Annotated in this window: 15 protein-coding genes; 6 read left to right on the top strand and 9 right to left on the bottom strand. The window is 68.0% G+C overall.

The genetic code is table 11. The features are described 5' to 3' along the window. From K6V06_RS19765 to K6V06_RS19755, 3 genes are all read left to right on the top strand, one after another. On the top strand, positions 1–377 hold a 377-nt coding region (locus tag K6V06_RS19765; RefSeq protein WP_222245833.1), incomplete at its 5' end, for a transposase. A gap of 221 nt (positions 378–598) precedes the next feature. After that, a complete protein-coding gene (locus K6V06_RS19760; protein WP_222245832.1) occupies positions 599–1,810 on the top strand; it encodes an MFS transporter in 1,212 nt (403 codons plus the stop codon). A gap of 79 nt (positions 1,811–1,889) precedes the next feature. Continuing rightward, entirely contained in the window at positions 1,890–2,942 is a 1,053-nt protein-coding gene (locus tag K6V06_RS19755) for a GlxA family transcriptional regulator (protein WP_222245831.1), read from the top strand. A gap of 10 nt (positions 2,943–2,952) precedes the next feature. Here the strand turns inward: K6V06_RS19755 and K6V06_RS19750 are convergent, their stop codons facing one another. Together K6V06_RS19750 and K6V06_RS19745 are read right to left on the bottom strand one after the other, a co-directional pair. After that, the gene (locus K6V06_RS19750) at positions 2,953–4,992 is read right to left on the bottom strand and encodes an alkaline phosphatase (RefSeq protein WP_222245830.1); all 2,040 of its coding nucleotides are present in this window, start codon (positions 4,990–4,992) and stop codon (positions 2,953–2,955) included. A 263-nt stretch (positions 4,993–5,255) separates the two neighbouring features. Beyond that, entirely contained in the window at positions 5,256–6,473 is a 1,218-nt protein-coding gene (locus tag K6V06_RS19745) for a serine hydrolase (RefSeq protein WP_222245829.1), read from the bottom strand. 117 nt (positions 6,474–6,590) lie between these two features. Between K6V06_RS19745 and K6V06_RS19740 the strand changes: the two genes are divergently transcribed. Further along, complete coding sequence (locus K6V06_RS19740) at positions 6,591–6,905, top strand: helix-turn-helix transcriptional regulator (protein WP_370637517.1); 315 nt, start codon at positions 6,591–6,593, stop codon at positions 6,903–6,905. 90 nt (positions 6,906–6,995) lie between these two features. Next, a complete protein-coding gene (locus K6V06_RS19735) occupies positions 6,996–8,066 on the top strand; it encodes a type II toxin-antitoxin system HipA family toxin (RefSeq protein WP_255581980.1) in 1,071 nt (356 codons plus the stop codon). Between the two features lie 5 nt (positions 8,067–8,071). Here K6V06_RS19735 and K6V06_RS19730 read toward each other — a convergent pair whose 3' ends face one another. The 6 genes from K6V06_RS19730 to K6V06_RS19705 form a co-directional block, all read right to left on the bottom strand. Continuing rightward, positions 8,072–8,698, bottom strand: a complete 627-nt coding sequence (locus tag K6V06_RS19730) for a hypothetical protein (RefSeq protein ID WP_222245828.1) — start codon at positions 8,696–8,698, stop codon at positions 8,072–8,074. Positions 8,699–8,736: 38 nt separating this feature from the next. Beyond that, a complete protein-coding gene (locus tag K6V06_RS19725) occupies positions 8,737–9,900 on the bottom strand; it encodes a zinc-dependent alcohol dehydrogenase (protein ID WP_222245827.1) in 1,164 nt (387 codons plus the stop codon). A 155-nt stretch (positions 9,901–10,055) separates the two neighbouring features. Further along, a complete protein-coding gene (gene pcaD / locus K6V06_RS19720) occupies positions 10,056–10,841 on the bottom strand; it encodes a 3-oxoadipate enol-lactonase (protein ID WP_222245826.1) in 786 nt (261 codons plus the stop codon). A 35-nt stretch (positions 10,842–10,876) separates the two neighbouring features. Then, positions 10,877–11,875: a tripartite tricarboxylate transporter substrate binding protein gene (locus K6V06_RS19715; RefSeq protein ID WP_255581979.1), complete on the bottom strand. Its 999-nt coding sequence runs from the start codon at positions 11,873–11,875 to the stop codon at positions 10,877–10,879. Between the two features lie 79 nt (positions 11,876–11,954). Further along, positions 11,955–12,233 carry a muconolactone Delta-isomerase gene (gene catC / locus K6V06_RS19710; RefSeq protein WP_222245825.1) on the bottom strand — a complete coding sequence of 93 codons (279 nt, stop codon included), beginning with the start codon at positions 12,231–12,233 and terminating at the stop codon, positions 11,955–11,957. Positions 12,234–12,275: 42 nt separating this feature from the next. Then, positions 12,276–13,400, bottom strand: coding sequence for a muconate/chloromuconate family cycloisomerase (locus K6V06_RS19705; RefSeq protein ID WP_222245824.1), 1,125 nt, complete (start codon positions 13,398–13,400; stop codon positions 12,276–12,278). Between the two features lie 129 nt (positions 13,401–13,529). On the opposite strand from K6V06_RS19705, the gene K6V06_RS19700 reads away from it, so the two are divergent. After that, positions 13,530–14,438 carry a LysR family transcriptional regulator gene (locus K6V06_RS19700; RefSeq protein WP_222245823.1) on the top strand — a complete coding sequence of 303 codons (909 nt, stop codon included), beginning with the start codon at positions 13,530–13,532 and terminating at the stop codon, positions 14,436–14,438. A 23-nt stretch (positions 14,439–14,461) separates the two neighbouring features. Here the strand turns inward: K6V06_RS19700 and K6V06_RS19695 are convergent, their stop codons facing one another. Continuing rightward, positions 14,462–15,226 (bottom strand): Crp/Fnr family transcriptional regulator, encoded by a 765-nt coding sequence (locus K6V06_RS19695; protein WP_222245822.1) that lies wholly within the window; start codon positions 15,224–15,226, stop codon positions 14,462–14,464. Between the last annotated feature and the right edge of the window lie 273 nt (positions 15,227–15,499).

The following is a 15,499-nucleotide window of genomic DNA, read 5'->3' as shown; positions in this document are numbered from 1 at the left end:
TCGACTTGCTCGATAGCATGCCGGGCATCGGCAAGGTCAGCGTGTTCACGCTGCTGGGCCGCTTGCCGGAGCTGGGCAAGCTCAGCCGCCAGCAGATTGCGGCGCTGGTCGGTGTGGCCCCCTTTAACGACGACAGCGGCAAACGTCGCGGGCAGCGCTATATACGCGGTGGACGGGCAGAGGTGCGCAATGTGCTTTACATGGCGACCATCACCGCCATCCGCCACAATCCTGCCATTCGCGCCTTCTATGAGCGCTTGAGCTCGGCCGGCAAGCCGTTCAAGGTGGCCGTTACCGCCTGCATGCGCAAGCTGCTCACCGTGCTGAACGCCATGATGAAATCCGGGCAGCCATGGCAGGACAACACGCCCGCTTGACACGGTTGCTCTCCCGCGGTGCGGGAGAGGGGAGCACACCAGAGGTCGTGGACAAGCTGGCGGTTTGCTCCCCTCGCCCGCTTGCGGGAGAGGGGCCGGGGGAGAGGGCAACGAGCGTCCATGCGGTCGCCGCGTGGCAGGATTTCTCGGATCGTTGTCCGAAGGACGACTGCACGCCGCCTTAGTCTGTGGCCATCGTTCCCAAGCCACTCCGGAAACCCATGGCCGCGACGCCGATGTCCCATGCCCGCGTGCTGGCAATCTGCCAGGCGCTGTTCACCTCCGCCCTGTCCGTGGACCTGACCCTGACGGGCCTGGTCGGCTACACCCTGGCGCCGGACAAGGCGCTGGCGACCTTGCCGTTCGCGCTGATCACGGTGGCCGCCGCCGTGACCGCGTTTGGCGCCGCCTTTGTCATCGGGCGGCTGGGGCGCCGGCTGGCCTTCTGCATCGGTGGGCTGGCCTGCACCGCCGGCGGTGCGGTGTCGGTGTGGGCGATTGCCCGGCACGACTTCGTCTCGTTCTGCGTGGGCACGGCGCTGGTCGGCGTGTTCCAGGCGTTCGCCCGCTACTACCGGCTGGCGGCAGCCGATGCCGCCCCCGCCGCGGACAAGCCGCGCGCCATCTCCGCGGTGCTGACCGGCGGCGTGGCGGCCGCGGTGTGCGGGCCGGCGATTGCCGCGTGGAGCATGGACCTGCTGATGCCGCCGCTGCCTTTCGCCGGCGCCTACGCCGTGGTGGCGGCGTTCGGCATTGCCACCGTGCTGGTGCTGTTGCTGGCCTATCGCGAGCCGCCGGCGTCGGTCGCCGCGGCGGCCGGCATGCCGGCCAGCACGCTGCCGCCCCGGCCCATGGCGCAGATCGTGCGCCAGCCGGCCTTCCTCGCCGCCTTCGCCAACAATGGCATCGGCAACGCAGTGATGATGTTCGTGATGACGGCCACGCCGATTGCCGCGGTGGCCTGCAATCACACCATCGCGCAGGGCGCGCAGATCATCGAATGGCATCTGGTCGGCATGTACGCGCCGTCCTTTGTCGCGGGCCTGCTGCTGCAGCGCTACGGCACCCCGGCGATGCTCATGGCGGGCATCGCGCTGTCGGCGCTGGCCAGCGTGGTCGCCCTGGCGTCGACTGCGCTGCCCGCGTTCTTCATCGCCCTGCTGTGCCTGGGCATCGGCTGGAATTTCATGTTCGTCGGCGGCACCACGCTGCTCGCCAGCTGCTATCAGGACAGCGAACGCGCCCGTACGCAGGCGGTGGCCGAATTTGCGGCGGCGGTCGTGACCGCCATTGCCACGCTGGCGGCAGGGCAAGTGCTGCACCGCTACGGCTGGGAAGCCATCAACCTGGCGGCGCTGCCCGCGCTGGCGCTGGCGCTGGTCATGACGCTCGCCTGGCAGCGGGGCGCGCGCACGGCGGCGGCGGTATCATGAGCCGCCCGCGCGTTCCTCCACTGCCATCGCCATAGCCACCGCCACCGCCATCGCCATCGCCATCGCCATCGCCATCGCCATGATTCGCTCCGTCCCTGCCGCTCCCGATGCGCCGCGCGTGGTGCTGATCGTCGCACCGGACCCGGCGCAGGAGCTCGACGTGAGCGGACCGACGGCCGTCTTCGGGCAGGCCAACCGGCTGTCCGGCCGGCCCGGTGCCGCCTATCAGATCCGCATCGCCAGCGTCGCCGACGATGCGATCGTTCGCACCGAAAGCGGCATCCGCTTGCTGGCGGACGCGCCGTTTCACCGCATCGCCGAGCAGCTTCCCGGCCCGGTGGACACGTTGCTGATTGCCGGTGGCGCGGGCCACGCCGCCGCCGCCGGCAACGCGGCGCTCATTCACTGGCTGCGCGAACTGGCGCCCACGGTGCGCCGCGTCGGCGCCGTCTGTACCGGCGCCTTCGTGCTGGCCAGCACGGGCCTGCTCGATGCGAAGCGCGCCACCACCCACTGGCAGCATGCCAGCAAGCTGGCGCGCCGGTATCCGAGGGTGCAGGTGGACCCCAATCCGATCTGGATCGAGGACGGCGGCATCTACACGTCGGCCGGCGTGACCTCCGGCATGGATTTGTCGCTCGCGCTGGTCGAGGACGACCTGGGTCACGCCACCTCGCTGGCGGTGGCACGGGAACTGGTGCTGTTCCTGCGCCGGCCGGGCAGCCAGGCGCAGTTCTCCAGCGCGTTGCAGGCGCAGGCGGCGCAGAGCCCGGGTCTGCGCGAGCTGCAGGGCTGGATCGCCGATCATCTGGACGGCGACCTGTCGGTCAATGCGCTGGCCGAGCGGCTGTCGATGAGCCCGCGCAACTTCGCCCGCGTGTTCGCCCGTCAGGTCGGGCTGACCCCGGCCCGCTATGTGGAAATCCAGCGGCTGGAAGCGGCGCGCCGGATGCTGGAGCAGAGCGAGCGTCGGCTGGACGCGGTAGCGCGCCTGGCCGGATTCAGCAGTGCGGACGCGATGCGGCAGGTCTTTCTGCGCCATCTGCAGACCACGCCCGAACGCTACCGCGCGGCGTTTCGCGCGCAGGGCTCGCGCGCTGCCGCCAACAGCCCGGCGGGGCTGGCGGCGTAGCGCGCTGGCGTCAGCCGTCGATCACGTTGACCGCCGCGGCCCCGGCGGGCACCTCCACCGTGACCGTGCGGGCGGTAGCCGGCTGCGCCGGCGTGTTGCCGCCCTCCAGTTCCTTCATCACATGGAAGGTGCAGCTGAGCCGCTCGGGCGTCAGCGTCACCACGCTGTAGCCCTGCACGCTGGTATCGGTATGGGCCAGCCACGGGTTGAACCGCTCCAGCGTGCGGTTCAGCGTGTTCATCAGCACCCCATTGACCTCCTCGTACACCAGCGCCTTGGCATCGGCAAAGCGCGGATCGGAATCGACGACCTGCTTGAACGCGTTCTGGAAGGAATTGCTCGACAGCCCGGCCGTGACCAGATCGACCATGACCGGCGTGGGCGTGGCGCCATCATAGTCATCCATCACGACTCCAGCGAAGAAGGAGTGGATGTCGCCGGTCAGGGCCACCACATTGCGGATGCCGTAGTCCCGCAGGAACGCCATCAGTGCGCGGCGCTCGGCGTCGTAGCCATCCCACTGGTCGGCGTTGGCGATGTAGCGCTCGAGCAGCGACGCGTTCGGCAGTCGGCTGTCCAGCTGCGGCTTGATGACCGCGTCGAAGCGCGACACGTCGACCCCGGCCTGCGACAGCACCGCCTTCAGCGCGTCGTAGCTGACGTTGGGGTAGCTGCCGTTGTTGCGGGCGGTGCCAAGGTCGGTCACCAGCGCCGCGCTGATCTGGTCCCGCACGGAGGACAGGCTGGGGTAGATCGTCACCACCAGCCGCGCCACCAGTTCGCTGAATGCCTGCAGGCCGTCCAGCTGCATGCGCAGCAGCGACACCTGGTTGCCCCACAGCTTCCAGGTCGTGGTGGCGCTGCCCATCCGGTCCTGCCACCAGGCGCGTTGCGCGTCGCCAAGCATCGACACGGGTGTCAGCGCGCCGCCGGCCGCGGCGATCTTCCGGGCTTCCGCGTCGGCCAGCTCGGCCTGCCGGACCAGGAAACGGCTGCCGATCGCGCTGTCGGTGCCGGTCTCCGGCAGTACGTGGTCGGCGCGGTAGAGCCGCTCGTCGGTCAACACCAGCGTGGCCAGGTCGCCGAAGGTGAAGTCACGGTAGATGCGGATATTCTGGAACGACGGGTCGTTCGCATCCAGCGTGACATCGGCCGGCATGAACTCGAACCAGGCCTGGTTGGCGAAGCGGCGCCGCGCGGTATTGGGCGTCTGGTCATCGGACGGCTCGTAGGTTTCGCGGTCCTGCCAGCAGTCGTTGGAAAACTCGTGGTCGTCCCAGATCGCGATCATCGGCGCGCTGGCATGCAGGGCCTGCAGGCGGGGATCGCTGCGATAGGTGCGGTAGAGGTAGCGGTAGTCCGCCAGCGAGACGGCATGGATGGCGCCGTCCGCCTGTGCCTCGCCATCGGGCAGCACCAGCGCCGGGTGTTGCGGCTCGACCAGTCCCACCGGGTTGGTGCCGCCGCTGACGGTCTCGTAGATGTAGTCGCCGGTGTGGACGATGAAGTCCAGCTCCTGCGCGGCCAGCTCTTCCATGCCGGCCCAGTGGTTGATGCCCCAGTCCTGGCAGCTGAGGAAGGCGAAGCGCAGGCTGGCCACAGGCGTGCCGGGCAGCGGTGCGGTACGGGTGCGGCCAGTCGGGCTGGCGCGGTCGCCGAGCAGGAAGCGGTAGTAGTAGGTGGTCCCGGCCGCAAGACCCATGACCTTGTTGCGCACCGTGTAGTCCCAGTCGGGCAGTGCCTGCACGGTGTTGTCGACCAGCAGCGCGGCAAAATCGGCCTGCGCGGACACCTGGATGCGCACCGGTACCGGCTGCCCGCCGTTGTCGCCGTCGATGCGGGTCCACAGCACCACGCTGTCGGCACGCGGGTCGCCCGACGCGACGCCGTGCAGGAAGCGGAAGTTCGCGCCGGCGTTGGGCGGGGGCTCCGGTTGCGGGCCGCCATTGCTGCCATGGTCGTCGTCATCGCCTCCGCAGCCCGCAATGCCGCCAGTGGCGATCGATACGGTAAGGAAACTGCCCCACTTCAGGAACCTGCGGCGATCCATTGGCTTCTCCCTTGCATGGTTGGGGGATGGGCCAGCCAGCCGCCGTAGGCGATGCCCATTGCGTGCATCGCGCCCATGGCACCCATAGCCCACCTGGCGCCCGCCGGGCGCATTGGCGGCAGGTCAATGGCTGCATGGGCGCGACAACGGGGGCAACGGGGACGGCGGGGCTCTGGCGGCCCTCTGAGCGATTGAAGTGCCGATGCCGGCGAATTTCAAGGACGACTTGCCTCGCGTTGCTTCGCCGCCGCGCCGGCAGCGGTCTATCGCGATTGGGTCTTGTCAAGCGCGGTCAGGATGGTGTGGGCCAGTACCATCCGTTGCTGCGGCGGATAGGCCTTGTTCGCCAGCAGCACCAGGCCGATGCGCCGGGCCGGCAGGAAACCGAGATACGCGGAGAAGCCGTTGGTGCCGCCGGTCTTGTGGATCAGCACGTTGTCCTCGTCACGGCTTCCCGCCGGGAAGGTCTGCGCCGGCAGGTGCTCGAGCGCCGCGTCGCTCGCCTGTTGCAGCGAGGCCAGCGGCGCGGGCCAGGGGTAGCGCTCCCACACCAGCGCCTGACGCACCGGGCCCGCGCGCACGCGCAGCCGATGGGTTTGCGCAAGGGCGCGGGCAAGTGGGCCGGGCTCGGCCGGATTGGCATGGGAAGCGCTCAGGTTCGCTTCGGCGAACCGCAGCATGTCCCCGGCAGTCGCACGGACCCCGTAGGCGGGCTGCCACAACAGACCGGGCCGCAGCCTCGCCGGGGCGTCGGTCGCGGTGTAGCCCTGCGCGTAGTCGCGCATGCGCTCTTTCGGCACCTCCAGCAACGTATCGAGCAGTGCGAGCGGATCGAGGACGACCGCCTTCACCAGCTTGTCGTACGGCATGCCCATTCGCGCCGCCACGATGTCACCCAGCAGGCCGATGCCGGCGTTGGAGTAGATGCGCAGGCTGCCGGGGGGCCGGGCGGGGGCCAGCGCGGCCAGATAGCGGACCAGCGCCTTGCTGTCCGTGACGCCGGGCGGCGCGGAAAAGGGCAGGCCGCTGGTCTGCGTGCCCAGTTGCAGGACCGTGGCGGCACCCGCCGGCGTGCCCTGAAGCGAGGGCAGATACGCGCTCAGCGGATCCGACAGCGACATCGCGCCGGTGACGTCGGCATAGGCAGCGACCGTCGCGGCAAAGGTCTTGCTGATCGAGCCGACCTCGAACAAGGTCCGCTCGGTGACCGGTTGCTTGTCCTTGCGCGAGGCAACGCCGTACAGGAAGACCGCCTGCCGGCCGTCGATCGTTACCCCGACCGCCATGCCGGGGATGCCTTCCCTGGCCATCGCCGGCCCAATCGCGGCGTCGACGATCTGGCGGACGCGCGCCGCGTCCCGGGGCAGCAGCGCCGGCGCCTCGGCGGCGGCACTCGGGATGGCCGGCACCGCTGCGGCTGCCGGGGGAAGCAGGGTTGCGGTACAGCAAGCCAGGATCAGCGATAGCGATGGTGTTCTCATGACGTCGGTCGTCGTGCCGGGTTGGAAGCGTCCAGGGAGTGTAAGGAAGGGGCGGCTGCGCTCATACCGTTTCAACGTAACGCCTGTAACTCTCTTTGGCGCGGCTTGGGATCGAACGTGCGAAATTTCGAACTTTCTCCTAAACTGGGAAAGTCTTCGTTCGCTATTCCGAACAAAATGCGCGCTGCATTCAGTCCTCGGGACTTGGGGAAATTGTTTCGTCAAACACGCAAGGCCTTGGGAAGAAGCCAGGCCGAGGTGGCCGGCGCATTGAATGTGCGGCGGCAGACCATTGCGGAGCTGGAACGGGGCGCCAACGTCGGCATGCATGTGCTGCTCAATGGCCTTGCCTATCTGGGCAAGGGCGTGGCAATCGTTGACACTCGGCCTACCGCAGAAGAGTTCAGGGCGATGATCGAAGATGAGGAATGACAAGCTGAAGCGACTGGACATCAACACGCCGCAAGGGCCGTCCGGCGTGCTCCACAAGGAGTCGCGCTATGTAATCGGCCCGAGGGCTACTTGCTCGACCGGATACGGCATCGGTTCGGCAAGGTTGTCCGTCTCGACGATATGCGGCTGCTCGCCTTGACTGGCACCAATCAGATCGGACGTCTGCGCTATACCTTGCCGGGGTCGGTGTATGAAGCCGGCAAGCGTGCTGACGTCGGGCTGTCGCTGCTGCTTGGCAGCGACGCGTCCAACGAGCTCTTCGAATACCTGGTCGACCGATATCTTCAGTCAGGTATCAGCGGGTTCCAGCCCAAGGTAATGGTGCCAAATGCCGACAGACCCGGCTCTGCGCTGAACGAACGAGCCACCCTGGTCGCGCCCGACCTGATCGTGAAGGCGAGCGGCGATGACTACCCGCATCTGGCCCAAAACGAGTTCCTTTGCATGGAAGCCGCCCGCCGTGCCGGTCTCTCGGTTCCCGAGTTCTGGCTGTCGGAGACGCGCCAGCTCTTTGTGATGGCCCGGTTCGATCTGGCTCAGGGACGGCAACTGGGATTCGAGGATATGGCGGTATTGATGAATCGCACTGCCGAGGAAAAGTACACCGGATCGTACGAGAATATCGTCACGGCCATCCGGCTCTATTGCGGAGCGAATGCGCCGGAGAGCTGTCAACGCTTCTTCGAGTACCTCACGCTGACCGTGATGGTGCGCAATGGAGACGCGCATCTGAAGAACTTCGGGCTGCTATATACGGACCCGATCTCAAGCGCGCCTGCGCTGTCCCCGTTGTTCGATGTGGTCACCACGACGATCTACAAATACCAGAATCGCCACGGGGTCGAGCTGGTAGATCGGGAACTGGCGCTGAAGCTGGAAAAGACCCGAGGCTATCCCGATAGAAAGTCGTTGCTCGCCTTCGGCCGGCAGGTGTGTGGAGTGAGCAAGCCGGAGGAGGTGCTGGAGCGCATCGGTGACGCCATGGCGGACACCTTGCATCTGCACGGACCTACCATGGAGCCGACGTTGCTGGACGCGCTGAGGCAGGAGTGGGATGGCGGACGGCGCTCGATGGCGCCGGATCGGGTCTTTCAGGGGACTCCAGGGAAGCGCGGCCCTTCACGGCCCAAGTCGATCTGACCTCATCAATCCTCCTCCCAATCCTCCTGCAGCAATGGCGCCGGCTCCCGCCGCCGCAACAGCCACCATGCCACGCCCACCACCGCCGTCGCGACGGCGACCTTGGTGACGAAGCCCGCGCGGTTGTGCTGCAGTTCCGCCTTGATGCCCATCTCCGACAGCACGTTGGGCACGTGGCCGCGCACCAGGTCGTCGCCGATGCCTTCGACGACATTGACGCGGTCGGCGAAGAGCAGCAGCAGCCAATGCCGGATGTCGTTCTCGCTGAGCCGGTAGGCGAACCGCCGGATCAGGCCGCTCAGGCCCCAGGGCGGCGCGCTGGTGCCGAACACCGGTGTGATGCCCGGCCGCTCGGTGGAATGGAACACCTCGATGTGCGACTGCTGCTGCGGGGGATTGGTCCACAGCTGCACGTCGCCAAGCCGCGGCGGCTTGCGCTCCATCGGGTAGGCCGGCCGGTTGCGGTGGTCGAGGTCCGCGCCCCATCCCTTGATATGGGTCAGATGCGCGGGTGGCTGCGGCGCGCTGCCGCCTGCGGTCAAGGCGGTGCCCGTGCCGCCGGTGCCGCCGGTGCCGCCGGCTCCCGCCGGCTTCGGGGAGGGCGTGTCGCCGCTGCCTCGTTGCTCTTCCATGAATCGTGCTCCTTGCGCGCGCGCCGCACGCGGACGAGTCAGTGCGCCAGGCTGTCGGTCCCCGGCATGATCAGCACCGGCTTGATGCAGCCGTCCAGCTTGCTGGAGAACAGGTGATAGGCGTCCGATACCTCTTCCAGCGGGATGCGATGCGTGATGATCTCGCGCGGCGACAGATGACCGGCGCGGATATGCTCGATCAGCCGTGGCAGATGGCGCTTGACGCTGGCCTGGTTCATCCGCAGCGTCAGGCCCTTGTTGACCGCGTTGCCTAGCGGCACGGCATTGAAGGTGGGACCGTAGACGCCGACGATGGAGACGTTGCCACCCTTGCGCACACAGTTGATGCACCAGTGCAGCACGGTGGCCGCGCCGGCCTGCAGCTTCAGGTAGCGGCCGGTCAGCTGCTGCGCCGCGCTGCCGGCCGCCTCGCAGCCGACGGCATCGATGCAGACATCGGCGCCGAGCCAGTCGGTCATCTTCTTGATATGGATGGCCATGTCGCCCACTTCGCGGAAATTGACCACCTCGCATTGCGCGTAGCGGCGCACGAAGTCCAGCCGGTATTCGAGATGATCGACGACGATGACGCGGCCCGCGCCGAGCAGCCACGCGGACTTGGCCGCGAAGATGCCGACCGGCCCCGCGCCGAAGATCACCACCGTGTCGCCCTCGGCGATGTCGCCCATCTCCGCGGCCTGGTAGCCGGTCGGCAAGGCATCGGTCAGCAGCACCGCGTCGTCGACGTGCAGGTCGTCCGGTATCACTGTCGGATTGATGTCGGCGAAGGGTACCCGCACGTATTCCGCCTGGCCGCCGTCGTAGCCGCCGGCGGTGTGGGAGTAGCCGTAGATGCCACCGACCGCGGTTGCCTCGGGGTTGGTGTTGTGGCAGTTGCCGTACAGCTCGCGCTGGCAGAAAAAGCACGAGCCGCAGAAGATGTTGAAGGGCACCAGCACGTGGTCGCCCACGCGCAGGTTCTGCACCGAGGGACCGACCTCGGCGACGACGCCAGTGAACTCGTGGCCGAAGGTGGTGCCGACACGGGTATCCGGCACCAGGCCGTGATACAGATGCAGGTCCGATCCGCAAATGCACGAGCGCGTGACGCGAACAATGGCATCGTTGGGGTGCTCGATGGCCGGTTCGGGCTTGTACTGCGCGCGGACGCGATACGGACCGCGATAGTTCATCGCCAGCATGGCTGGCCTCCTGGGCAGGCGCTCGAAGCAAGCGTTCCAACCAGCTTATTTGCTCGGGCGCGGCTGTTCAAGGCACTTTTTCACGCTCGATGCGCACCATCGGTGGAATTGCGCGAAGGGGCATGTGACGAGGAACTTTTGTCGTCCGGCTGCTGTCAGTGGCGCTCGATGAAGTCCAGCAGCGCCGCGGTAAATTCGGCGGGTCGCTCCCAGTTGGACAGATGCGCGGCGTCCAGCTCGACATAGTGGGCGCCCTTGATCCCCTCGGCCAGCGCTCGACCTTGCGCGGGCGTGGTCGCCGCGTCGTGCTTGCCGGCGATGACCAGGACCGGCGCACGGATGCCTTGCAGCGACGCGCGCAGATCGGCATCGCGGATCGCGGCGCAGTTGCCGGCATAGCCGTGTGGATCGGTGCGCTGCAGCATGGCGCGCACGGCGACGAGACCGTCCCCCTGGTGGTCGAGCGTGCGCTGGGTGAACCAGCGCTGCAGCACCGCATCGACGATGGCTGCCATGCCGTCCCGGCGTACCGTGGCGATACGGTTGTCCCACACGGAGGCCGGCCCGATCATTGCGGCGGTATTGGCGAGCACGAAACTGCGGAAGCGCCCCGGGTGGTGCGCGGCCAGCCAGATCCCCGTCATGCCGCCCATCGACAGCCCGCAGAAGTGCGCCGGCGTGGCGATGCCCGCATGCTCCAGCACGGCGAGCACGTCCCTGCCCAGGGTGTCGATGCCGAACGGTGCCTGCGCGATGCCGGAGTGGCCGTGACCGCGGGTGTCGTAGCGAAGCACGCGGTAGCGGCGCAGCAGCGCCGGCATCTGAGGATCCCACATGCCGAGCGATGTGCCGAGCGAGTTGGACAGCACGAGGACCGGCGCCTGAGGGTCGCCCTCGAGGGTGTAGTGCAGGGACAGGCCGTCGATGGTGGCGTATGGCATGGCGGTTTCCAGGGACAAGTCGAGGACGAGTGCGGTCAGTCGGCGCGGATGCCGCGGGTGCGAATCAGCTCGCCCCACTTGGCAGTCTCGCGGGCGAGGTGGTCCTTCAGCGCCGCCGGCGTGCTGCCGATCGCTTCGGCGCCGATGCCCTCCAGCCGCTTCTGCACCGCGGGCTTGCGCAGCGCCTCGACCATCGCGCGATGAATCCGCTCGATGATGGCCGGCGGCGTGCCGGCCGGCACGAAGACCGCGAACCACGGCGACAGCTCGTAACCCGGCAGTCCGGCTTCGGCAACCGTCGACACATTGGGCAGCGCGGAGGAGCGCTTGCTGGTGGTCACCGCGATCGGGGTCAGCTTGCCAGCGTCGATATGCGGTTTCGCCGAGGTGATGCTGTCGAACATGTAGTCGACCTGACCGCCAAGCAGGTCGGTGACGGCAGGGCCGCTGCCCTTGTAGGGAATATGCAGCAGCTGGACGCCGGCCATCGAGGTGAACAGCTCGCCCGCGAGGTGAATGGAGGTGCCGTTGCCCGCGGAGGCGTAGGTGTACTTGCCGGGCTGCGACTTCGCGGCGGCAATGACGTCGCGGATGGTGGTGGCCTGGGTCTTCGCCTTGTTGGCGACCAGCACATTGGGCACGACGGCCAGCAGCGATACCGGGGCGAAGTCCTTCACCGGGTCGTAGTTCAGCTTGCGGTACAGCGCCGGATTGACCGCCATGCCGTTGGCGACGATCAGCAGCGTGTAGCCGTCGGCGGGCGCGCGTGCCACGGCTTCGGCGCCGATGTTGCCGCCCGCGCCGGGCCGGTTCTCCACCACCACCGGTTTGCCCAGGGTCTGCGACATCTCTTCGCCGAGCGTGCGCGCGATGCTGTCCATCGCGCCGGCGGCGGGGAAGGGCACGACCCAGCGGATCGGCCGTTCCGGCCAGTTGCCCTGGGCCGATGCGGCGGCGGGCAGTGCGGCGGCCGCGAGCGTCAGCAGCAAGGTTCCCAGGCTGCGCGCGGGCAGCGACATCTTGTACGAGTGCATTGTCTCCGTTCCTTCCTTGTTGATGCGGTGATGCGGTGATGCGGTGATGCGCCGGGGCGACCGGTCCCCGGCGGGATTGCTATCGGATCGACGACGGGTGCCTGGCCAGCGGCGTGACGTGCAGCGTCATGTAGGGGAACAGCGGCAGGCCCGACAGCAGGGTGTGCAGCTCGTCGTGCGAGTCCACGTCGAAGATGCTGTAGTTGGCGTATTCGCCGACCACCCGATATAGCTGCTGCCATTTGCCCTGGCGCTGCAGGTCCTGCGCGTACGCCTTCTCGCGTGCCTTGATGTCGTCGGCCTGCGCCGCGGGCATGTCGTAGGGAAGGTGCACATCCATTCTGACGAGATACAGCATGACGGTCTCCCGGGTGTTGTTGTGTGGATGACGGGCCGGCGCTCAGCGCGGATCCCGCCGATAGTGCGCGAGCTTGTCTTCGTCGAGCGCCAGTCCCAGCCCCGGTCCCTGCGGCAGGTGAAGGTGGAAGTCGCGGTAGGTGGGGCGCTCGACGACGATATCGTCGGTCAGCAGCAGCGGGCCGAACAGTTCGGTGCCCCATGCCAGCTGCGGCAGCGTGCAGAAGCCATGCGCGGCGGCGATGGTGCCGACGCTGCCTTCCAGCATGGTGCCACCGTACAGCGCGATGCCGGCGGCGTCGCCGACCGCGGCGGTGCGCAGCATGCCGAAGATGCCGCCGGATTTGGCGATCTTCAGCGCGAAGACGTCCGACGCCCCAAGACGTGCCAGTTCCATTGCGTCTTCCGGGCCGCAGACCGCTTCGTCGGCCATCACCGGCACGACAAAGCGTGCGGCCAGACGGGCCAGCGCCATGCGCTGCTCGCGCGGCACCGGCTGCTCGATCAGGTCGATGCCCGCCGCTTCGAGCATGGCGATGCCGGTGGCGGCCTCGGCCTCGTTCCACGCCTGGTTGACATCGACGGTCACGCGGGCGCGGTCGCCCAGCGCCCGCTTGATTGCCGCCGCGTGTGCCACGTCGTCGCGCACGGCGCGCCGGCCGATCTTCAGCTTGAAGGTATCGTGACGGCGCTCGTCCAGCAGGCGCCGCGCTTCCTCGATGTCGCGGCCGGTGTCGCCGCTGGCAAGGGTCCACAGCGCCGGCAGCGCGGGACGCACGGCGCCGCCCAGCAGCGTGGCCAGCGGCACGTCCAGCCGCTTGCCCTGTGCGTCCAGCAAGGCGGTCTCCAGGGCGGACTTGGCGAAGCGGTTGCCGCGCGCGACCTTGTTCAGGCGCGCCATGGCGGCATGGATATTGGCGGCGTCCTCGCCGATCAAGGCGGGCGCCAGGTAGGTGTCGATGGTCAGCTTGATGCCTTCCGGGCTCTCGTCGCCGTAGGACAGCCCGCCAATGGTGGTGGCCTCGCCGATACCTTCGATGCCGTCGCTGCAGCGCAGCCGGACGATCACCAGCGTCTGGCGCTGCATGGTCGCCATGGCGAGCTGGTGCGCGCGGATGGTCGGCAGATCGACCAGCACGGCTTCCACGGCCTGAATCGTTGCAGTCATACTTTGTAGGTTGGTGAGCGGGGTGAGAGTGAAGCCAGTATGGAGGCTTGACGTGCGCCGTGTCCAAGACCGATGATGTCTCAATTGATACCTTCAGGGTATGAAATCCCGAGGCGAGAGGCACGAGCGATGGAATTCCGGCACCTGCGCTACTTCCAGATGGTGGCGCGCGAAGGCAATGTGACGCGGGCGGCGGCACTGCTGCACATGGCGCAACCGCCGCTGTCGAGGCAGATCCGTCAGCTGGAGGAGGAGATCGGCGTGCCGCTGTTCGAACGGGTGGGGCGCTCCATCCGGCTGACTGAGGCGGGGCGCTTCCTGCAGCAGCAGTCGCTGCAGCTGACGCAGCGGCTGGAAGAGATGGTCGAGGGCACGCGCCGGATCGGCCGCAACGAGAAGCGCTGGTTCGGCATCGGCTTCGTCCCGTCGGTGCTGTATGGCGTGCTGCCCGGCCTGATCCGCAAATTGCGGGAGGACGACAGCGAGGTCGAGGTGGGTCTGGCGGAGATGATCACCGTGCAGCAGATCGAGGCGCTGAAATCCGGCCGGATCGACCTGGGTTTTGGCCGGATCGCGCTCAACGATCCGGCCATCGTGCAGCAGGTGGTGGTGACCGAGCCGCTGGTGGCGGCGCTGCCAGTCAATGCACGCGCCGGCGACCGCGGCGCGCTGACGCCGGCGGCGCTGGCGCGTGAGCCGCTGATCCTGTATCCGGCCAGGCCGCGGCCAAGCTATGCCGACCACGTGCTGGCGCTGTTCCGTGCGCAGGGCCTGCAACCGCGCGTGGTGCAGGAGGCAAACGAGCTGCAGACCGCGCTGGGGCTGGTGGCAGCGGGCATCGGCATTGCGCTGGTGCCAGCCTCGGTGCAGCGGCTGCACCGGGACGACCTGCGCTACGCCCCGTTGCAGGCGCCCGGCTTCGTCTCGCCGATGATCATGAGCTACCGGGCGGGCGACAGCTCGGCGTTTCTCGCCAGCGCGCTGGCATGGGTGGCAAGGCACGCGCCGGCGCAGGGTGGCGCGCCGTCCGCCGCGTAGCCGCCAGGCGGCAAACCGCCAGGTCAGTGCGCGCTGGCGGCGGCGCGTTTGAGGACCATGGGCGCGACGTCCGCGCCGCGCGGCTGCACCAGCCGGCGGATCTCGTGCTGCACGATGCGGTAGGACTCGCCCGAAATCTCTTCGAGGCCGTGCCGGTCGATCACGCGGATGCGGCCGCGGCTATGTTCGATCAGGTGCAGGCTTTCCAGCCGCGCGACGGCCTCGGTGACCCCTTCGCGGCGCACGCCCAGCATGTTCGCAATGCGCTGCTGCGTGACGGTCAGCTCGTCCCCATGCACGCGATCCAGCGACAGCAGCAGCCAGCGGCACAGCTGCTCCATCAGCGGGCGATGCCGGATGCAGGCCGCGGTGGCGCCGATCTGCGTCAGCAGGAACTGCATGTAGCGCATGGTCAGCCGCTGCAGGCCCGGCAACTGCGGCAGCAGCGCCCGCAGGTCCGCCGCGGAGATGCGCAGCCCCCGGCCGGTGCGCTGCACCTCGCAACGCAGCGCCATCGGTTCGCCACCCGTCAGCGCAGGCAGGCCCGCCACGCCCTCGTTGCCCACCGCAGCCAGCTCGACGGTGGCGCCGTCCTCCTGCAGCGACAGCAGCGACACGATCGCCGTGGTCGGGAAATAGACGTGCCGCACGGCGTGTCCCGCGTCGATCAGCAGTTGGCCATCGCGCAGCGCCACCGGCTCCAGGGAAGGCGCCAGCAAGGCCCGCTCGACCTCGGGAAGTTGCCGGATCAGGTGATTGCCGATCACCGTATCGAAGCTTGCGTTCATCGGATCCTCCCATGCCGGCGAAAGGGGGCGAGATTGCCTTGTGCCAGCGTTGCAACGCATTAGGCCCGACCTCGCCGCGAGGCAACATTGGCCGAACGGTTTAACCCGGTGGCGTATCCGTGGCGAGGCCCGGGGTGCGGCAATCGGCGATTAGAACCTTTGACGGAGACGAGGGGTGCGCCACGCCTCCAAAGCAGCGGGAATCGGCCGGCGGCTGCGCCGATCTATTGAGAATGTCGTATCATTAACTCCGACTTTGGTCTTACGCCGCAT

It is taken from the genome of Cupriavidus sp. AU9028, assembly GCF_019795295.1.
GTDB lineage: Bacteria > Pseudomonadota > Gammaproteobacteria > Burkholderiales > Burkholderiaceae > Cupriavidus.
This window is presented reverse-complemented; position numbering and strand designations above follow the sequence as displayed.

Bases quoted from the DNA above. Each gene is read 5' to 3' on its own strand.
- K6V06_RS19725 (WP_222245827.1), bottom strand. From the start codon at position 9,900: ATGCTGGCGATGAACTATCGCGGTCCGTATCGCGTCCGCGCGCAGTAC.
- K6V06_RS19745 (WP_222245829.1), bottom strand. From the start codon at position 6,473: ATGAGAACACCATCGCTATCGCTGATCCTGGCTTGCTGTACCGCAACC.
- K6V06_RS19715 (WP_255581979.1), bottom strand. From the start codon at position 11,875: ATGCACTCGTACAAGATGTCGCTGCCCGCGCGCAGCCTGGGAACCTTG.
- K6V06_RS19700 (WP_222245823.1), top strand. From the start codon at position 13,530: ATGGAATTCCGGCACCTGCGCTACTTCCAGATGGTGGCGCGCGAAGGC.
- K6V06_RS19705 (WP_222245824.1), bottom strand. From the start codon at position 13,400: ATGACTGCAACGATTCAGGCCGTGGAAGCCGTGCTGGTCGATCTGCCG.
- K6V06_RS19730 (WP_222245828.1), bottom strand. From the start codon at position 8,698: ATGGAAGAGCAACGAGGCAGCGGCGACACGCCCTCCCCGAAGCCGGCG.
- K6V06_RS19755 (WP_222245831.1), top strand. From the start codon at position 1,890: ATGATTCGCTCCGTCCCTGCCGCTCCCGATGCGCCGCGCGTGGTGCTG.
- pcaD (WP_222245826.1), bottom strand. From the start codon at position 10,841: ATGCCATACGCCACCATCGACGGCCTGTCCCTGCACTACACCCTCGAG.
- K6V06_RS19695 (WP_222245822.1), bottom strand. From the start codon at position 15,226: ATGAACGCAAGCTTCGATACGGTGATCGGCAATCACCTGATCCGGCAA.
- K6V06_RS19750 (WP_222245830.1), bottom strand. From the start codon at position 4,992: ATGGATCGCCGCAGGTTCCTGAAGTGGGGCAGTTTCCTTACCGTATCG.
- catC (WP_222245825.1), bottom strand. From the start codon at position 12,233: ATGCTGTATCTCGTCAGAATGGATGTGCACCTTCCCTACGACATGCCC.
- K6V06_RS19760 (WP_222245832.1), top strand. From the start codon at position 599: ATGGCCGCGACGCCGATGTCCCATGCCCGCGTGCTGGCAATCTGCCAG.